This window comes from Stieleria magnilauensis (assembly GCA_007753675.1).
Classification (GTDB): Bacteria; Planctomycetota; Planctomycetia; order Pirellulales; family Pirellulaceae; genus Stieleria; species Stieleria magnilauensis.
In genome coordinates this window covers 1,291,327-1,309,107 of record CP036432.1, presented here as the reverse complement: position 1 = coordinate 1,309,107, position 17,781 = coordinate 1,291,327, and the positions used below count along the sequence as shown (strand labels likewise).

Annotated in this window: 11 protein-coding genes and 1 riboswitch; of the genes, 9 read left to right on the top strand and 2 right to left on the bottom strand. The window is 59.4% G+C overall.

What is annotated here, in order from left to right; genetic code table 11:
• Positions 1 to 709 precede the first annotated feature (709 nt).
• The 4 genes from TBK1r_RS04740 (at position 710) to TBK1r_RS04725 (ending at position 7,543) form a co-directional block, all read left to right on the top strand.
• Positions 710 to 2,194: an efflux RND transporter periplasmic adaptor subunit gene (locus TBK1r_RS04740; protein ID WP_145207758.1), complete on the top strand. Its 1,485-nt coding sequence runs from the start codon at positions 710 to 712 to the stop codon at positions 2,192 to 2,194.
• Between the two features lie 73 nt (positions 2,195 to 2,267).
• Positions 2,268 to 5,627, top strand: coding sequence for an efflux RND transporter permease subunit (locus TBK1r_RS04735; RefSeq protein WP_145207757.1), 3,360 nt, complete (start codon positions 2,268 to 2,270; stop codon positions 5,625 to 5,627).
• A 9-nt stretch (positions 5,628 to 5,636) separates the two neighbouring features.
• The gene (locus TBK1r_RS04730) at positions 5,637 to 6,167 is read left to right on the top strand and encodes a hypothetical protein (RefSeq protein WP_145207756.1); all 531 of its coding nucleotides are present in this window, start codon (positions 5,637 to 5,639) and stop codon (positions 6,165 to 6,167) included.
• Between the two features lie 33 nt (positions 6,168 to 6,200).
• Positions 6,201 to 6,437, top strand: a riboswitch (cobalamin riboswitch).
• Between the two features lie 215 nt (positions 6,438 to 6,652).
• A complete protein-coding gene (locus tag TBK1r_RS04725; RefSeq protein ID WP_145207755.1) occupies positions 6,653 to 7,543 on the top strand; it encodes a PEP-CTERM sorting domain-containing protein in 891 nt (296 codons plus the stop codon).
• 69 nt (positions 7,544 to 7,612) lie between these two features.
• Here TBK1r_RS04725 and TBK1r_RS04720 read toward each other — a convergent pair whose 3' ends face one another.
• The gene (locus TBK1r_RS04720; protein WP_145207754.1) at positions 7,613 to 9,067 is read right to left on the bottom strand and encodes a DUF1501 domain-containing protein; all 1,455 of its coding nucleotides are present in this window, start codon (positions 9,065 to 9,067) and stop codon (positions 7,613 to 7,615) included.
• Positions 9,068 to 9,082: 15 nt separating this feature from the next.
• Complete coding sequence (locus TBK1r_RS04715) at positions 9,083 to 12,220, bottom strand: DUF1553 domain-containing protein (RefSeq protein WP_419580976.1); 3,138 nt, start codon at positions 12,218 to 12,220, stop codon at positions 9,083 to 9,085.
• A gap of 3 nt (positions 12,221 to 12,223) precedes the next feature.
• On the opposite strand from TBK1r_RS04715, the gene TBK1r_RS38275 reads away from it, so the two are divergent.
• The 5 genes from TBK1r_RS38275 (at position 12,224) to TBK1r_RS04695 (ending at position 17,664) form a co-directional block, all read left to right on the top strand.
• Positions 12,224 to 12,466, top strand: a complete 243-nt coding sequence (locus tag TBK1r_RS38275) for a hypothetical protein (protein ID WP_419580975.1) — start codon at positions 12,224 to 12,226, stop codon at positions 12,464 to 12,466.
• Between the two features lie 104 nt (positions 12,467 to 12,570).
• Positions 12,571 to 13,206: a sigma-70 family RNA polymerase sigma factor gene (locus TBK1r_RS04710; protein WP_419580974.1), complete on the top strand. Its 636-nt coding sequence runs from the start codon at positions 12,571 to 12,573 to the stop codon at positions 13,204 to 13,206.
• Positions 13,207 to 13,208: 2 nt separating this feature from the next.
• Positions 13,209 to 15,467 (top strand): serine/threonine protein kinase, encoded by a 2,259-nt coding sequence (locus tag TBK1r_RS04705; protein WP_419580973.1) that lies wholly within the window; start codon positions 13,209 to 13,211, stop codon positions 15,465 to 15,467.
• A gap of 795 nt (positions 15,468 to 16,262) precedes the next feature.
• Positions 16,263 to 17,090, top strand: coding sequence for a hypothetical protein (locus tag TBK1r_RS38270; protein WP_419580972.1), 828 nt, complete (start codon positions 16,263 to 16,265; stop codon positions 17,088 to 17,090).
• A gap of 124 nt (positions 17,091 to 17,214) precedes the next feature.
• Positions 17,215 to 17,664: a hypothetical protein gene (locus TBK1r_RS04695; protein ID WP_145207752.1), complete on the top strand. Its 450-nt coding sequence runs from the start codon at positions 17,215 to 17,217 to the stop codon at positions 17,662 to 17,664.
• Positions 17,665 to 17,781: the final 117 nt, after the last annotated feature.

The following is a 17,781-nucleotide window of genomic DNA, read 5'->3' as shown; positions in this document are numbered from 1 at the left end:
GGTGCACGCTTCATCACGCTTGCGCCGATGCGAAGCACGTCCACGGGGCGCACCAACAGATCGAGTCAACGGAAACGTGTGACGGTCACGACTGCCACAGTCATGTTGGCACCGATCGTGACGCGATCGACCAGCAGCGGCAACGCTGTGAAGGATTTGTTTCCCGTGTTTCACGAGGTGTTAGCGGCAGGGCGCAAGCCGTCCGGTTCCTCATCGTTACCGAAACACCGGAGTGCTCGCGCCCTACCGCTAAAAAATCCTTTACAGCCATGCAGCAGCGTGCTGCGGTGGAAACGATGGTGGCGAGTTTCGACGACGGTTGTCAGCAAACACAGTGTCCGCAGATACCCTGCCCGCATGATGGTTCGCCGTGTTGCTCGGTGGTCCAATGCAGCTTCATCGTTTCCAGCGGATTCACGTTCTCGGTCGACTTCGCTGAGGTGGTGTTCGCTGCGGCCGATACAGACGCGTCGTCGGCTCGATCGTCACGCGGTCGCTTGTACGTTGAACGCGTCCGATCCGGCGTCGTCCCGGACGACTCTCTATCCCGCTGCGCCCTGCATTGCTCGTGGCAGATTTGACCGCGCGAATCGCTTCGCCGTTGTCAAATCTTTCTTGCACTTTCATCGATCGCGATCACGCATCGGATTGATGATCCGCGTCATGCGTTGATTGCGCATGTGCGAGCCCATTCTATGGAACCCAAACCATGCCTACGCCTCACCCGTGGCTAGCGCGATTGCGCGGTGCGTCGATCACCCTCGTCGCCGTCTTAGTGACGATCGCTGTTGGCATCGCTGTCGGCACGAATCCGTTGTCTCGGTTCACCGGGGCCGATCCCGTGACGGCGGATACCGAATCAGACCATGACCTGCACGAAGACCATGACCACGACGGACATTCGCAAGCCGAGTCGGTTGCACTCAGCAAACAGGCTCGGGCCAACATGGGGCTGCGAACGGCGACGGTGGAAGTACGGCGATACACGCAATACATGGAAGTCCCCGGTGTGGTGACCCAGTGGCCGGGACGCACGCACATTGCGGTAACGAGCCCGCTGACTGGCGTGCTGAATTCGATTTTGGTTTCGCGTGGCGAACTGGTCAAAAGTGGCGCGCCGCTGTTCACGCTGCGATTGACGCACCAAGACTTGGTCAACACCCAGGAGACGTTTCTGACGAAACTGGGCGAATTGGATGTCGAACAGCGCGAGATCGATCGCCTGTCGTCGGTCGCATCATCGGGTGCGATCGCCGGCAAAACGCTGTTGGCCCGTCAGTACGAGCGAGACAAGTTGATGGCGGGTGTACGGGCCGCGCGGCAGGCGATGTTGCTGCACGGTTTGACCGAAGAACAGATCATGCAGATCGAACGATCGCGGGTGTTGATTCGCGAGATCACGGTGTACGCTCCGCTGATTCATGAAGACGATTCGTTGCACCATGAATCGCTCGGTCACGCCAACGACCGTCTCTCCGAATCCTCGACGGAGCGATACGCATCGATGCTTCAACCGCCGCTGCCGACGGAAGAACACCGTCATGTGGAGGCGGAGTTCCTGGTGACCGAGTTGCTCGCTCGCCGCGGCGAATCGGTCAGTGCGGGCGACGAATTGGCTCAGCTGTCTGATTTCAGTCAGGTGTTGATCGAAGGCCAGGCATTCCAACGCGACGGAAAGGCGTTGCGGAAAGCGGCCGATACCGGCGCCGACGTTCAAGCCATCATCGAATCGTCCGGCGAAGGGCCGGAGCTGATCGACGGACTGAAAGTGGTCTACATCGGCACCGAAGTCGATCGCCGATCACGTGCGCTGCCGTTCTATGTCTCGCTGACCAACAAGGTGGAACGGACGGAACAAAGTGGCAACAAACGCTACATCAGTTGGCAGTACAAACCGGGCCAACGATTAACGGTTCGTCTGCCGGTTTCGCAAGTCGAAAATGCGATCGTCGTTCCCAAGGACGCCGTCGCCGAGGAAGGTGCCGAACGCTATTTGTTCGTCGAAAACGGCGACCACTTCGATCGTATCCCCGTTTCGGTCATCGCCCGCGATTCGATCAACGTCGCGATCCACAATGACGGGCAAGTCTGGCCGGGGCAGGTGATCGCCGTGAGCGGCGCCCATCAATTGCAGATGGCCATGAAGAACCGGTCCGGCGGGGCGATTGATCCCCACGCCGGTCACAACCACTGATCGTCGAGCGAAAGCCCCCTCACCCGCCACCGAACCCCCTGCTCCGGAACCGGAATTCGACCGCTCTGCGACCATGTTAGACAAAATCATCTCCTTCTCGCTCAACAACCGGCTGATCGTGCTGGCCGTTGCCGCGGTCTTACTGCTTGTCGGCGGCTATCAAACCACGCGATTGCCGATCGACGTCTTCCCCAACTTGAATCGCCCGCGGGTGGTGGTCATCACCGAAGCCCCGGGCATGGCGCCCGAAGAAGTCGAAGCGTTGATCACGTTTCCGCTGGAAACCGCATTCAACGGGGCCAGCGGTGTCGAAGCCGTCCGTAGCAGCAGCGGCATCGGCCTGTCAGTCATCTACGTCGAATTCGACTGGAACACCGACATCTACAACGATCGACAGGTGGTCACCGAACGGCTGCAGCTTGCCACCGATCAGTTGCCCGACGGTGTCAAGCCGACCCTGGCGCCGATTTCGTCCATCATGGGACAGATCCTGATGTACGGGATGTGGAGTGAAGGAGGACAGACGCCGCCGATGGAAGTGCGAACCTTGGCCGACTGGGTCGTCCGCCAACGGCTGTTGACGATCCCCGGTGTGTCGCAAGTGTTCACGATGGGCGGCGGCCGGATGCAGTACCAGGTCCTGGTCGACCCCGACGCACTGCGTTCGTTTGACCTGACGATGCACGATGTGCATACCGCGGTGGCCGAATCGAACCTGAATGCGACCGGTGGCTATCTGGATGAACGCGGTGCCAATGAATTGCTCGTCCGGGGTTTGGGGCGAATCACCAGTTTGGACGAGTTGCGGGAAATCGCAATCACGCTTCGCGAAGGTCGGGCGATCACGCTCGGCGACGTTGCCCGTGTGGTCAAGGGCGTTCAGGAAATGCGCGGCGATTCGTCTGCCTACACACGCGACGAAAGCGAAAACGTCGAAGGCGGCCCGGCCGTGGTGCTGACGATCAACAAACAACCCGGAAGCGATACCCGCGCGGTCGACCAGGCGATTGAGCAAGCGTTGGAAGAACTGAAGATCGCGCTGCCGGATGACATCCGCATTGCCAACGTCTATTCACAGCGATCGTTCATCGACCGAGCGATCGACAACGTCGTCGAGGCGCTGGCCGACGGCGGCGTGCTGGTGTTGGTCATCCTGTTCTTGTTTCTTCTAAATTTTCGCACCACCTTCATCACCCTGACGGCCATCCCGCTGTCCATCATCGCCACCGCTTGCGTCTTCGCCGCGTTCGGATTGTCGATCAATACGATGACGCTGGGCGGGTTGGCTGTCGCGATTGGTGAATTGGTTGACGATGCGATCGTCGATGTCGAAAACATCTTTCGGCGACTGAAAGAGAATCGCAACGCGGCCAATCCACGCCCGATCTTGAGAGTGGTCTACGAAGCCAGCATCGAAGTCCGCAGCAGCGTCGTGTACGGAACGGCAATCGTCGTCCTGGTCTTCATTCCGTTGTTCGCGCTCGAAGGCATGGAAGGCAAGTTGTTTGTGCCGTTGGCAATGGGATACGTCGTTTCATTGATTGTCTCCCTGGCCGTCTCGTTGACCGTCACCCCGGTCTTGGCCTCGTTGCTACTGGTCGGTCGGCGGGTGTGGCGATGGGTGTTGTCGGTTTTGTCGCTGGGTATCGCGGCTCTCGTCGTTTATTGGGTGCTGCCCAGAGTGATTCATCTGCTGGCTCTACCGATCGGCTTGCCCGGTGATCCGCTCTGGTGGACGATCGGATTGACGCCGGTCATCTGGATCGTGATCGAGACGCTGGAAATATGGCTCGGTGGAGAAACCGCCGAGGAAGGTCGGTTGCTGGAGGGGCTCAAGGGCATCGCAGGATTTGCAATCAACATGAGCACGCGAATGGCTGGCCCGGTGCTGGGCATTGCCGCCGTGCTGGTCGCCTTTGCGCTGGTCGCAGCGTCTCAATTGGAACGTGATTTCCTGCCACCGTTTAATGAAGGTTCGGTGCAAGTCAACGCGTTGCTCGCCCCCGGTACGTCGCTAGCCACCAGCAACAAGATCGGCCAGCGCGTTCAACAACGACTGATGGAAATCGACAACGTCAAATCGATCGCCCGCCGCACCGGGCGAGCGGAGTTGGATGAACATGCCGAAGGCGTCAACGTCACCGAGCTGTTTTTGGAAATCGACGACGATGCGGATCGCGAAGACACGATCAACGAAATTCGACACGCCATGGATGAGATCCCCGGCGTCGTTTCCAGCACCGAACAACCGCTCGCCCACTTGATCAGCCACATGATTTCTGGGGTCAAGGCCCAGATCGGGATCAAACTCTACGGCGACGACTTAGACGTCTTGAGAAACAAAGCCGAAGAGATGAAGCAGCGCATTGCTCGAGTGGAGGGGCTGGCGGATGTCTTGATCGAACAGCAAACCAATATCCCGCAACTGCGGATTGAACTCAACCGCAGGGCGTTGACGCAAAACGGTCTACGCCCGGCTCACGTGATGGAAATCGTTCAGACCGCGATGAACGGTGAAGTCGTCAGTCAGGTCCTGCTCGGTCAACGCACGTTTGATCTGCTCGTTCGACTGGACGAACCATTTCGCGAAGACGTCTCGAAATTGAAGCGGCTGGTCATTCCGTTGCCCGACGGCGGGGTGGTGCCGTTGGAATCGGTCGCGCGAATCTACGAGAGTGGCGGTCCCAACATGATCAAACGCGAACAGGTCCGTCGACGGATCGTCTTGCAAGCCAACGTGTCCCAGCGAGGTGTCGTCGATGTCGTCAACGACATCAAGACCGAACTGGCCACAATGGAGTTGGAGCCGGGCTACTTCATCGAATACGGCGGCCAGTTTGAGAGTCAGCAGTCCGCTTCCCGCCGACTGGCCGTGCTGTCGGTCGTCGCGTTGGTCGGCATGTTTTTGGTGCTGTACACGCTGTTCGGCAACGTGAACTTCTCGTTGCAGGTCCTGGTTGCCTTGCCGACCGCGTTCATCGGAGCCGTCGCCGCGCTGGTCCTGACCGAACAAAACCTGACCGTCGCTGCGATGGTCGGTTTTATTTCGTTGTGTGGGATCGCCAGTCGCAATGGGATTCTATTGCTGAACCATTACCTACATCTGGTCGAGCACGAAGGCGAATCTTGGACGCGAGAGATGGTCAGGCGAGCCGGTCAGGAACGGATGGCGCCGGTGTTGATGACGGCGCTGACCAGCGGAATCGGGTTGCTGCCGTTGGCGTTGGCCGCCGGAGAACCCGGAAAAGAGATCCTGTACCCGATCGCCACCGTGATTGTCGGCGGGTTGCTGACCAGCACGCTGGCGGAATTCTTTGTCCGCCCGGCGCTGTTCTGGACCATCGGGGTCGGTGCCGGACGCCAAACTTTGAAAGACAGATCGTCACACGTCGTGGCGACATCCACCGATAATGAATCCCCCCTCACCACTTGAGAGAACGCGATGAAAACCACTTTCACTTGCTTTTCCGTTGTCGCATTGGCCGTCTTGTTGACCGGATGCAATTCCTCGACAAACCCACCGACTTCAGCGACCGGAGACCCCGACACCGGATCCCACGCGTCGACCGACACGCACGATGACCACGGGCACCCCGAGCACGGTCCGCATGGGGGCGAACTCGTTGAACTCGGCAAAGAAGCGTTTCATGCAGAGTTGGTCCATGGCGCCGATGGGACCTCGATGTACGTCCTGGACTCTTCAGCAACGAAGCCGGTTCCCATCGCGGCCGACAAACTGGTGGTCAGTCTGAAGCACGATGGCCAAGTCGCTTCGTTTGATTTGTCGGCCAATCCCGACACGAACGATCCGCCGGAACAATCGTCGCGTTTTACTTCGGCCGATGAAAGGCTGGATCAATGGCTCGATGCCGGTGCCGAAGGTGCGGTGACGATCGAAATCAAAGGCAAGTCGTATACCGGAAACGTGACGCATGATCATGAAGGGCATGATCACGAAGGACATGATCACTAAGCGGCGCGTGTTGACAGAAGCAAAACTTTTTCTATCCTACGACGCGTTCGAGGTGACTCGCCCGGTCTCAGCCGGGCGAGTGAACAGGGAACTCCGGTGAAATTCCGGGACGGTCCGGCCGCTGTGTGCCACCCGCGATTCCGTTTGGATCGCATCCATCGCTTCTCTCTTGAAAACAGCCATTGTTCGCAATCAATGCGAACGAGAAGGCAGTGAGCGATCGGAAAAGGTGGTGAGTCAGAAGACCTACCTCGCGAAGACGTTTTGGTGCCTTCCTGGATTGAGGCGAACGTTGCAGTGCGCGGTTGATTCTCGCACTGGATTGTATTCAACCTGCCATTCCACTTTGCGTTCGTCTCTCTACAGCGGTCGTTTACGCCCGTGTCCTCGTCAGTCGTTGATGGCGACCCCTGGATGCGAGTGCGGGGACGCGTTTTCGAACGACGGTTGCGTTTTGGAATGGATTCACAAAGGAGTTTCCTGGCATGTTTCGCCCCTTGATCATGTCCTGTGCCGTCTTGTTTGCATCGACCCCATCGACGCTGTTTGCCGAAATCTATTCGGGCCCGAACGACACCAGCCATGCGATCGACGGCGGGATCGCGGCAGACGACGAGAGATTCGTCGGCTGGGCCGACGTGATCGATTCGACGCGGACGATGTTTGGGCCGCGTGGTAGCACGTCGATCAATCAAACCGGCGGGTTCAATAGCCTCGGCGATCTGGATGCGACGGAGATCGCGGCGGGAGTTTCCCCGGGCTACTTGACGGTTCAGTTTGCTACCGGAATCAGCAATGGAGCCGGCCACGATTTTGCCGTGTTCGAAAATGGGTTCTTGTTCGGCAAAAATGCCGCCGGTACGCCGGGGCTCTTTGCAGAATTCGCGTACGTCGATGTCTCAACCAATGGCACCGATTTCGCTCGTTTCCCCAGCGTCAGTCTGAACACGGGGCCATTGCCGGGTGGTTTCGGAAACAATTTTTCTCCCTTCGATGTCACCAATGTTTACAACCTTGCCGGCAAACACGCCGCCGGTTTCGGCACTCCATTCGACCTTGATGATCTGAGCACCGATCCGCTCGTCAGCGGCGGGCTGCTCGATCTGAACAACATTCAGTATGTGCGTCTGTTCGACATTCCCGGCGATGGGTCCTTTACCGACAGCCGGGGCAATCCGATTATCGACAACTGGATGACCTCCGGTTCGGGCGGATTTGACTTTCGGCTCGGTGAAGGGCTTGGGGTTGGCGTGTTGAACATCACGGCCGTCCCCGAACCCGGTGGCCTAGTGATGCTCGGACTCGCTGGCTGTGTCCTTTCTCTGCGCCGCACACGCCGTCGGACCGGTGTCACGCGAACCCGCGGGAAAAAGTAATCTGATACTGTCTCTGGCAGCGTCAAACGATTGCATGCAGAACGATCATCAACGTAAACGTCGAATCGGCTACGCCAAGATCTCTCGGATCACGTGGCCTTCGACGTTCGTCAGGCGGCGTTGAATGCCGTTGTGTTCGAACGTCAAACGCTCGTGATCGAGCCCTAACAGATGCAGGATCGTGGCGTTGAAGTCGTACAGCGGATGAACGTCCTGGACCGCTTTCTGTCCCAGTTCATCGGTGACCCCATGGCTGACCCCCGGTTTGACACCTGCACCGGTCATCCAGCAGGTGAAACCGTCGGGGTTGTGATCGCGGCCTTTGGCGCCTTTCTGGAAAAACGGCATGCGACCGAATTCGGTGCACCAAACCACCAACGTGTCTTCCAGTAAACCGCGGGACTTCATGTCTTTAATCAATGCGGCGGTCGGTTGGTCGAGGATGGCAGCGTGTTTGTCGTATTGTTCTTTCAGTTTATTGTGCCCGTCCCAATTCAGTTCCCCGCCGCTGGCATAAGCACCATTGAACAGTTGGACGAATCGAACGCCGCTTTCGATCAACCGCCTGGCGAGGATACAGTTGCGGGCGAACGCGGCGCGAATCGGGTTCGATTCGTCGTCCGCCCCATAGCTCTTCAGAACGTGGGCCGGTTCGGAATCCAGCGCGGTGATTTCGGGAACGCTCAATTGCATCCGCGCGGCCAGTTCGTAGCTGGCGATCCGGGCTGCCAATTTGTTGTCGGCGGGATGTTGATCCATATGCCGTGCGTTCATCCGCTGCAGCAACGACCGCGTTGCGTGGTCTTCGTCGCTGGAGACGATCGGCGGACGGAGATGACGAATCGGTTCTTTGGAGCTGAGTGGTGTGCCTTGGAAGGCCGCCGGCAGAAAACCCGGTCCCCAATTGTTGGATCCATTTTGCGGCACACCGCGGGGATCGGGGATGGCCACGTAGGCCGGCAAGTCTTGGTTTTCGCTGCCCAAAGCGTAACTGGCCCAAGACCCGAGGCTGGGGAAACCATCAAGCGGCGTACCGGTGGACAGAAAATTTTCCGCCGGCCCATGCGTGTTGCTGTTGCTGGTCAGCGAATGAATGAAGGCGATGTCATCGGTCAATTCCGCCAAGTGCGGAATCATGTCGCTGACCCACTTTCCCGTTTCCCCGCGTTGACGAAACTTGTATTGCGGTCGGGCCAGGTTTCCGGCCGGTCCCTGAAACGTCACCGCCGGGCCATCCTTGAGCGGCTGACCGTCCAACTTGATCAGTTCCGGTTTGTAGTCCCAGGTTTCCAACTGGCTGACCGCTCCGGCACAAAAAATCACCACCACACGCTTTGCTTTGCCCGGGAAATGACTTTCACGCGGCGCGAAGGGACGCGCCGGATCGATCGCCGGTTGAGCAGCCAGCAAACGGTCCTGGGAAAGGAGATCGAGCAGCGCGATCGATCCCAGGCCGGTCGCGGCGTTGGTCAGGAACCCGCGGCGGCTAAGGAATTGGCGTCCGATGTTGGAAAGTGGTTTCATCTCGTGGCCAGAGTACTACGGAAAAAACAAAAACTCATTGCTGTTGAACATCGCTCGGCAAAGCGTCTGCAATCCATACTCGCGGACGACCGGCAGCACGTCGGCCAATTCATCGGGATTCGGTTCGCGGTTGAACCCGATCTGGTAAGCGAGTCGGATTTGTCGACGGAGATCATCGCCTGCTTCGGTTTGCAATCGGTCGGCAAACGCAACGGCTTGTTCGATGGTGAAGCGACTGTTGAGCAAATTGAGTGCCTGGACCGGCGTCGTGGATTCGATCCGTCGCGCCGTGCTTTGCCCCGCGTCGGGACAATCAAAGGCTCCGAAAATGGCGTCACGCTCACGTCGCACCTTGTGGGCATAGATCATTCGACGCAGGCCATCACCGGTAAAGGATTCAACGGGCGTGAATCCGGACAACCCACCGCGTTTGTTGAATAAGTTGAATCCACGGCCTCCCATCGTCAGGTTCAACTGACCGCTGGCGGCGAGCATGCTATCGCGGATCGCTTCCGCCTCCAGTCGTCGCAACGGGTAACGCCATAACAGTCGCGCGTCGGCATCCTTTGCCGCGGCCGACGCGTCATGTTGCGTGGACTGGCGGTAGGTTGCCGACAAGGTGATCAGACGATGCATGTGTTTGATCGACCAACCCGATCGAATGAACTCCTGGGCCAACCAATCCAACAACTGGGGGTGCGATGGCTCAGCCCCGTTGCGGCCAAAGTCGTTCGGCGTGTCGACCAGCCCGGTGCCAAAGTGCCATTGCCAGATCCGATTGACCATGACACGTGCCGTGAGACGGTTCTCGGGGCTGGCGATCCACTCCGCCAATGCTCGGCGGCGTTGTTGTTCAGCCGTCTCCGCCGGCAACGTCAATTCTCCGAGAGCGGTCAGCACGGCGGGGACCACCGGCTCACGCGGTTGTTCGGGATCGCCTCGATTGAGTCGGTGGATGGCGTCGGGTTTTCGGAACTTGCCCGCGAACGCCAGTTTTCCTTGTTCGGCAGACTTAATCTTGGCTTCCAGCGTTTGTTTCTCTTTCATCAAACGCGTCGCCTGCTGCGCGTCTTCGGCATTCAAACCCACCGTGGAGAACTGCCGGTTTTTTGGCATGTCGGCGTCTGGGGCACGACGGTCGCTGGAATCGGCCACCAGTTGCCAATCTTTATCGACCGATGTTTCAATGCGGTACTCTGTCGCCAATCGGTCTTGGAACTCTCCCAAACGATCGCGACTCCACGCGACTCGCACAATTTCCTGTGCTTCGGCAAACTCCAATTCCACCCAGCCGGCACCGGTTTGAGCGGACATCCAACTGCGTGAGTTTCCATAGCGGCCGTCGTTGATGAACCCTGGCTCGTGACGGTCCGCGACAAGCGTATCGCCGGAGGTCGTGAGTTTGGTGCCGGCGGTTGCCAAGGCAATGTTTTCGCCGGCAACATTGAACACTTCCAGTTCGTCGATGCACGGTTCAAGATTGTTGGTCGCCAGCACGGTAAAACGCAAACGCTTGGCTCGCACCGGCGAGAACCGATCCACGTTGATCGACGGGGAGACGGCGGCCCGTTGTGGCGGAACGTGCTTCAACGTCGTCATGGCCTCGATCGACGGTCCGGCTTCCAAGGTGTAGGCGGTGGCGAGCCGGTCGGTGTACTGCCCCCTGCGATCGCGGCTCCAGACGATCTTGTTGATTCGAGTGGCCTCGGGAAGTTCAAACATCAACCAGCCGCGGCCCTTCTGATCTGACATCCAGCTCCTGGCGTTCCCGAATTGACCGTCGTTGACGTGTTCGAGTTGATGATTCGCCGACGCTCTGCTGCCCGACGCGGTGACCTTGGTTCCATGCGAGGCGAGGGCAACGTTTTGTGGTTGAGCGCCGTCGGTGAAAATCTGAAACTCGTCCACGCACGGTTCGATCAACCCGAGACTCGGGTGCAGGTTGGCGTCATGAATCGTAAACCGAACATACTTGGCCGACAGCGGTTCGAACGATTCCGTGTTTTCAGCTGCGTTGGTGGAGTACGCTTCCAGATCGTGATCGACGCGTGGATGCGCCAGCGGGACGAACTGGAGCAGTTGTTCGTCGATTTCGGAAACGCGCTGGCGAAAGCTTATTGCTTGTTGCTTCAGTGCGTCGGATTCGGGCGAACGCATCTCGCGATCGGCGTACTCGACACCGGCGACAAACGCTTGCATGCTGTAGTAGTCTTTCGCCGAGATGGGATCGAATTTGTGATCGTGGCATCGCGCACAACCGACGCTCAGACCGAGAAAGGTCTGTGAAACGTTATTGACGATCTCATCGAGCGAATCCTGACGTGCCAGCCGAATCGAGGGAGCGTCTTTGCCGATCTGGCCGGGCAACAGGACCGACGCGGTGATCAGGAACCCCGTTGCGGCGTCGGCACCCAAGGCATCGCCCACGATTTGTTCCTTGATGAAACGATCGTAAGGAGTGTCGGCATTCATCGCGGCAATGACGTAGTCGCGATAGGGCCATGCATTGGGCCGTTCGGTGTTGACTTCGAATCCATGGGTGTCGGCATAACGCACGACGTCCAACCAGTGTTGCGCCCAACGTTCGCCGTAACGGGGGGATTTGAGCAAGCGGTCGACGACGGCTGTGTAGGCGGCATCACCTCGTCGGACCTGTTCCAAAAACGCGTCCACTTCCTGCCGCGTCGGGGGAAGTCCGGTCAAGTCAAACGTGACGCGGCGCAGCCAGGTTACCGCGTCCGCCTCGACGGCGGGCGTCAGGCCCTGTTGTTCCAATCGTGCCAGCACAAATCGATCGATCGCGCCGCGCGGCCAACGAACGTGTTCGACATCGGGGATCGGCGGCGACGTCATCGGATGAAACGACCAGTGATCCAGTCGGTCTTCGAGTTTCGCCAGATCGACACCGTCCGGCCAGGAAGCACCCTCGTCGACCCATCGCGTCAGCGTTTGGATCTCGGTATCCGAAAGCGGTTCGCCTTCCGGAGGCATCCGAGAATCTTCGTCTTCGCTGGTGACCAACTCGATCACCGGGCTCTCGTCCGCCTGCCCCGCGATCAGGCTCGGTCCCCAGCCATCGCCGCCCTTGAACGCTTCGGACTTGATGTCCAACCGCAACCCGCTCTTCTGGTTCTCCGCGCCATGACAGGACACACAATGCTTCTGGAAAATCGGCTGCACGTCGCGCACAAAATCCACTTCCGACGCCAGGGTCTGGACGGATGGAAGGAGGATCAGAGCGATTCGAAGAAGCATTTTCTGCATCGGTTTCCTACCGGACGATTGTCGCACGTCTTATTCTTCTCGCTGCCGGCGTATGGTGGGGAATCAAGCGAAGTCGCCGAGGGGGGGCAGAACCATTTTAACCGCAATCCGCCGGTCGATGCATCGGAGTCCTAAGAACACGTCGTCATCTTGCTAAAATCGTCCTTTTCGGTGACGGTTTTGGCTTGTGACCGCAACTGATCTTTTTGAAACGTTTCCATGATCGACCGAGCGGACCTTTGACCAACGACGACCGCATCAAGCTCGATGCACCACAGCAACGCACGACCCGATTGATCGCAGCGGCACAGGCCGGCGACAGCGACGCGCTCGGTGAGTTGCTCAACCACTACCGAAAATACCTGGTGTTTTTGGCGCGAACCGGACTGCACCATCACCTGCAAGGCAAAGCCGACCCGTCGGACATCGCGCAAGAGGTTTGCTTGGCCGCGCACGGCAACATCGCTGACTTTCAGGGCGAGTCGGCGGAAGAATTTGCCGGCTGGCTGCGTGGCATCTTGTCAAATCTGCTGGCAATGCATGTCCGAAAGTTTCTGGGGACACAGAAGCGAGATCCGCGGTTGGAGCAAAATCTGAACGCCAGTTTGGCCAGTGCCTCGGGGTTTCTGCAGTCACGCATTGCCGCCGAGATCACGTCGCCGAGTCAACACTTCGCCCGCAACGAAGCGTTTTTGCAACTCGCCGAGGCACTCGAATCGCTGCCGGAGGATTATCGACAGGTAATTGTGCTGCGACACGTCGACGGGCTGCCGTTTGCGGAGGTGGCCAAGTCGATGGGACGCAGTGTCGACAGTGTCGAAAAATTGTGGGTGCGGGGGCTCGCGAAACTGAAGACCACAATGGGAGACGTTTGACGGTGACAACAAAGGATGAAACCGAAGACGACCGCGTGGTTTCGGCGGTGAAAGACTACATGCGTTTGCTGGATGCAGACAAAGCGCCGCCGATCGACGTCTACTTGGCCGAGCACGCCGAGATCGCCGCAGAGCTTCGTCCCTCGCTGGAAGGATTGGCGCTGGTGCATCGGGCCGGCCCCGCGCCGGCGAAACCGCTCGGAGTGGTCTCGCCCGACGCAGAGTTCACGGCCAAGCCGATCGGCGACTTTCAGATCGTCGGTGAACTCGGGCGCGGAGGCATGGGGGTGGTTTACGATGCGATTCAACTGTCGCTCGGGCGTCGCGTGGCGCTGAAGGTGTTGCCGTTTGCCAGCGGCTTGGACGAAGTTCGGCTGCAACGTTTTCGCAACGAAGCCCACGCCGCGGCGGCGCTGCACCATACGAACATCGTTCCGGTCTACGCAGTCGGCAGCGATCGGGGGCTGCACTATTACGCCATGCAGTTGATCGAAGGGCACACGTTGGCCGACGTGATCCATGAAATGCGTGACGCCAAGCCCGGTGGCAGTCGGGACACCGCACAACCACTTCGGTCTTCGACGATCCCACAACTCTCTGCGACGTTCGCGTCCGGCGATAACCAGTCCGGTCGCCGCCGATACTTCGAATCGGCCGTCCGGATGACCTATGAAGCGGCGATCGCCATCCAGCACGCCCACCAGTACGGCGTGATCCATCGTGACATCAAACCCAGCAACCTGCTGATCGACAGCGCCGGCAAAGTCTGGGTGACCGATTTTGGGCTGGCCCAGATTGAATCCGACCCCAGCAACCTGACGCGTACCGGCGATCCGATGGGAACCTTGCGGTATGCGTCACCGGAACAGGCTTCCGGTCAACGCACGATCTTGGATCACCGCACCGACGTCTATTCGTTGGGCGTGACGCTTTATGAATTGCTGACGCTGCGGCCGGCGATCGAAGGGGACGGCTTTCGCGAATTGTTGAATCGGGTCGTCGAAGTCGAACCACCCTCGCCGGCGTCGATTGCCCCCGACATCCCGCCCGAACTGGACAACATTGTTCGCAAATCGATCGCCAAGTTGCCCGCCGAACGCTACGCGACGATGCAGGAATTTGCAGACGATTTGCAATGCTGGCTGGACGACAAGCCGATCAAGGCCAAGCCGCCGACGATGCTGGAACGATTGACGAAATGGCGTCGACGTAACAGCGGACTGGTTGCCGCAGCGGTCGGAATGTTGGTCATCGCCACGCTGGCACTGTTGATCACCACGCTAATGGTTTGGCGAGAACACCGCGCGACGCAGCAAGCACTCGACCGGGAAACCGAGCAACGCCGACTGGCCGAACAGAGTTTCCAACAAGCGCGATCGGCCGTCGACACGTTCAGCGATCTCAGCGAAAGCGAACTCGCCTACCGCGGAGACCTGCAAGACCTTCGACGCAGCTTTTTGGAAACCTCGCTCGAATTCTACCGCGATTTCCTCGACTTGCGATCGGACGATCCGGCACTGAAAAGTGAACTGGCAGCCACCTCATCACGCGTCGAAACGATGGTTCAGGAATTGCGTGTGCTTGAGAATGTTTCTCCGCTGATGCAACTGGCCGACCCCGCCGTGCAAGAAGAATTGTCGATTGATCAAACGACGGCGGCCAATCTAGAAGTCGCCATCGCGGTGTTGGAGTCCGAGCGGCGTTCGCTGCTGAACCAGAATCCGGGTGGATTGAGCAACGAGAGTGCAGACATGACGCTGCTGTTTCAAGAATTCGATGCGTTCGTCTCGCAACAATTGTCCGACGCACAGCTGACGCGGTTGCGGCAGATCGCCCGACAGCGGCGATTGCCGTTCACCTTTAAAACATCGGAAATCGTCGCGGCGCTGGAATTGACGCGGCAGCAACGTTCGGAGATCAATCGGATCATCGAACAGACACGCCCCGACCGCAGGGACGGACCGCCGCGTGATGGTCAACCGCCGCGCCGTCGGGAGGACGGTCGCCGCGGCCCGCCGCCGGGCGGATTCGATTTTGGACCGCCGAACCGATTCAACAAGGGTCAACCGCCGGAGGATCGGCGCGGTGACCGATTCGGCCGCGGCAAAGGGCCACCGATGCATGACTTCGGTGGCGGTCCCCCACGCGATCCGGCCCACCAGGCGGCAACCGAAAACACCGTCAACGAGATTTTGAAGATCTTGACCCCGACACAACGTCAAACGTGGAACATGTTGGTTGGAAAACCCTTCCGGCAGTAGCGCTCCGTCAGCTTTTAGATTCAGGGTGCCGCGGAACGATGAAACGATTACTTGGCCCACGGATGGCAGCGCGAACCCACGGATTTTCTGCACCCTGTCATCCGTGGGTTCGCGCTGCCATCGGTGGGTCTTGTTTTGTTTGTTAGCCCAGTGAATTAGCCCAGTGAAATTGCTCGACTGCCCTGCGATTTAAGACGGCAGGCATGATGCTTACCCACTCTTGAAAGAGGAGCAAAACGCGGAACTGACCGGTCAAGGCTAAAATAAATTTGTTTTTGGCGACGGTTTCGTCCGAGGTCTCGCAACTGGTGTTCTAAGCGACCGGGCACATGGGGTCCGGTCAAGCACATGAGGTTGACCGATCATTGCAGTTGAGCGAACGCGTATTCAATTCCTCGGGACACGCCTTCGCCGCCCGCTCCCCTTTCACACCGGAAACGTTTATGAAAACCCGTCTTGCTACACTCTTCGCCGGCTCCGCAGTCCTGCTCGCCGGTTCCGCGCTCGCCCAGCCACCCGCTCAGCCGCCCGCTGACTCGGACCGTCGCGTTCCCTCACGAGATCATCGAGGGGACGGTCCCCAGCATCAACCGCCTCACCGAGCCGACACGCATGGGGGCCCGGAACGGCACGGGGCACCGCCGGTCGGGCAGATCCTGCCAATGATGCTTCACTCGCAACTCGATTTATCGGAGGTCCAACGCGAAGCGATCGCGAAGTTGCAAGCGAAAGTGGATCGCCGGTTGGCAGAGATTTTGACGGCCGATCAACGCCAGCGACTGCGGCGAGCCCCCGATGCTCGACGGCGCAGCGGCGGCCCCGCCGGACCTGACGCCGGCGCACGAGGTCCCGAAGGGCGTGGACCGGATGCACGCGGACCCGACGGTCCTCGACCCGACGGACGCGGCCGCGACACGCGTGGCCCTGAAGGACGTGAACCCGAAGGGCGTGGACCCGAAGGACGCGGCCCTGAAGGACGCGGCCCTGAAGGACGTGGACCTGACGCACGTGGTCCCGAAGGACGTGGTCCCGAAGGACGCGGCCCCGAAGGACGCGGCCCCGAAGGACGCGGCCCCGAAGGACGCGGCCCCGAAGGACGCGGCCCCGAAGGACGCGGCCCCGAAGGACGTGGACCCGATGGACGTGGACCTGACGCACGTGGTCCCGAAGGACGTAGACCTGAAGGACGCGGCCCCGAAGGACGCGGTCCCGAAGGACGTGGACCCGAAGGACGTGGACCCGAAGGACGTGGACCCGAAGGACGTGGACCCGAAGGACGTGGACCTGAAGGACGTGGACCCGAAGGACGTGGACCTGACGCACGTGGTCCCGAAGGACGTGGACCTGACGCACGTGGTCCCGAAGGGCGTGGTCCGGGAGGGCATGGACCAGAAGGACGCGGTCCGGGAGGACGTGGACCCGAAGGACGTGGGCAAGAACGCCCGCCGATCGAAGAGTAGACTGCTGTCGCGCCCCTTTGCCCCGCGCGTTCAATTGACGGGCTCGTTGGTGTTTCGTGACGCGCAATCCGGCAACCGTTGGTGTCCAGCCTTTAGGCGCTCCCACACGCCGCCTTTAGGCGGCGTATCACTCATCCGCCAAAAACCAGCACCACCAAGTTAACCTCAATCAGAACGCCTCAAGCAAAATTCTCTGTGACGAATCTCGACTCACATTCCCTACTGAATCAGTGAGCCGGACAGCGGCTCCACTCTTTTCTCAATTCAGTGCACGCGGAGGTGTAGTCGTGATTGGCAAACAAACAATGGGAATCTTGGTCGCGGGGTTGGTATCAGTGGCGATGTGTTCGTCCGACCAAGTCGTCGCCCAATGCAGCGGCGGGGGAGGCAGGGGCGGTGGAATGCCGACCGGCAGCGCGACTCAGTTGAACACCAGCCTTCCGTACTCGTCCAACGTCCTGGCGTCGAATTATCCACAATCGTTGGGACTGATGGCTCAACAATACTCGGCACAGGTTCAAAACCAAATCTACGCGATGGGTTATCAAAACGCCCAACGCCAACGCGCGGCTCGAATCGCATATGAAGAGCGTGTCCGACCGATGCGGCTGGCGCGGGCGGAGGCCAAGCGGGCTGCACGCGCCGAACGGATCGCAAGGCTTGTGGAGAAACGTGAGAACGAAACTGGCGGTGACACGGCCGACCGGTACTCGCTGGTTTCGTTGGTCACGAACTAGCAAGCGTCACTTGGGTGGGAGAGGCTTTCGGTCCGTCGACGCCGCGTTGACCGGCTGAAAGATAGGCGGACAGGAAGCCTTTCCCGATCCTTGGTTTTGACGCGGCTTTTCCACCCC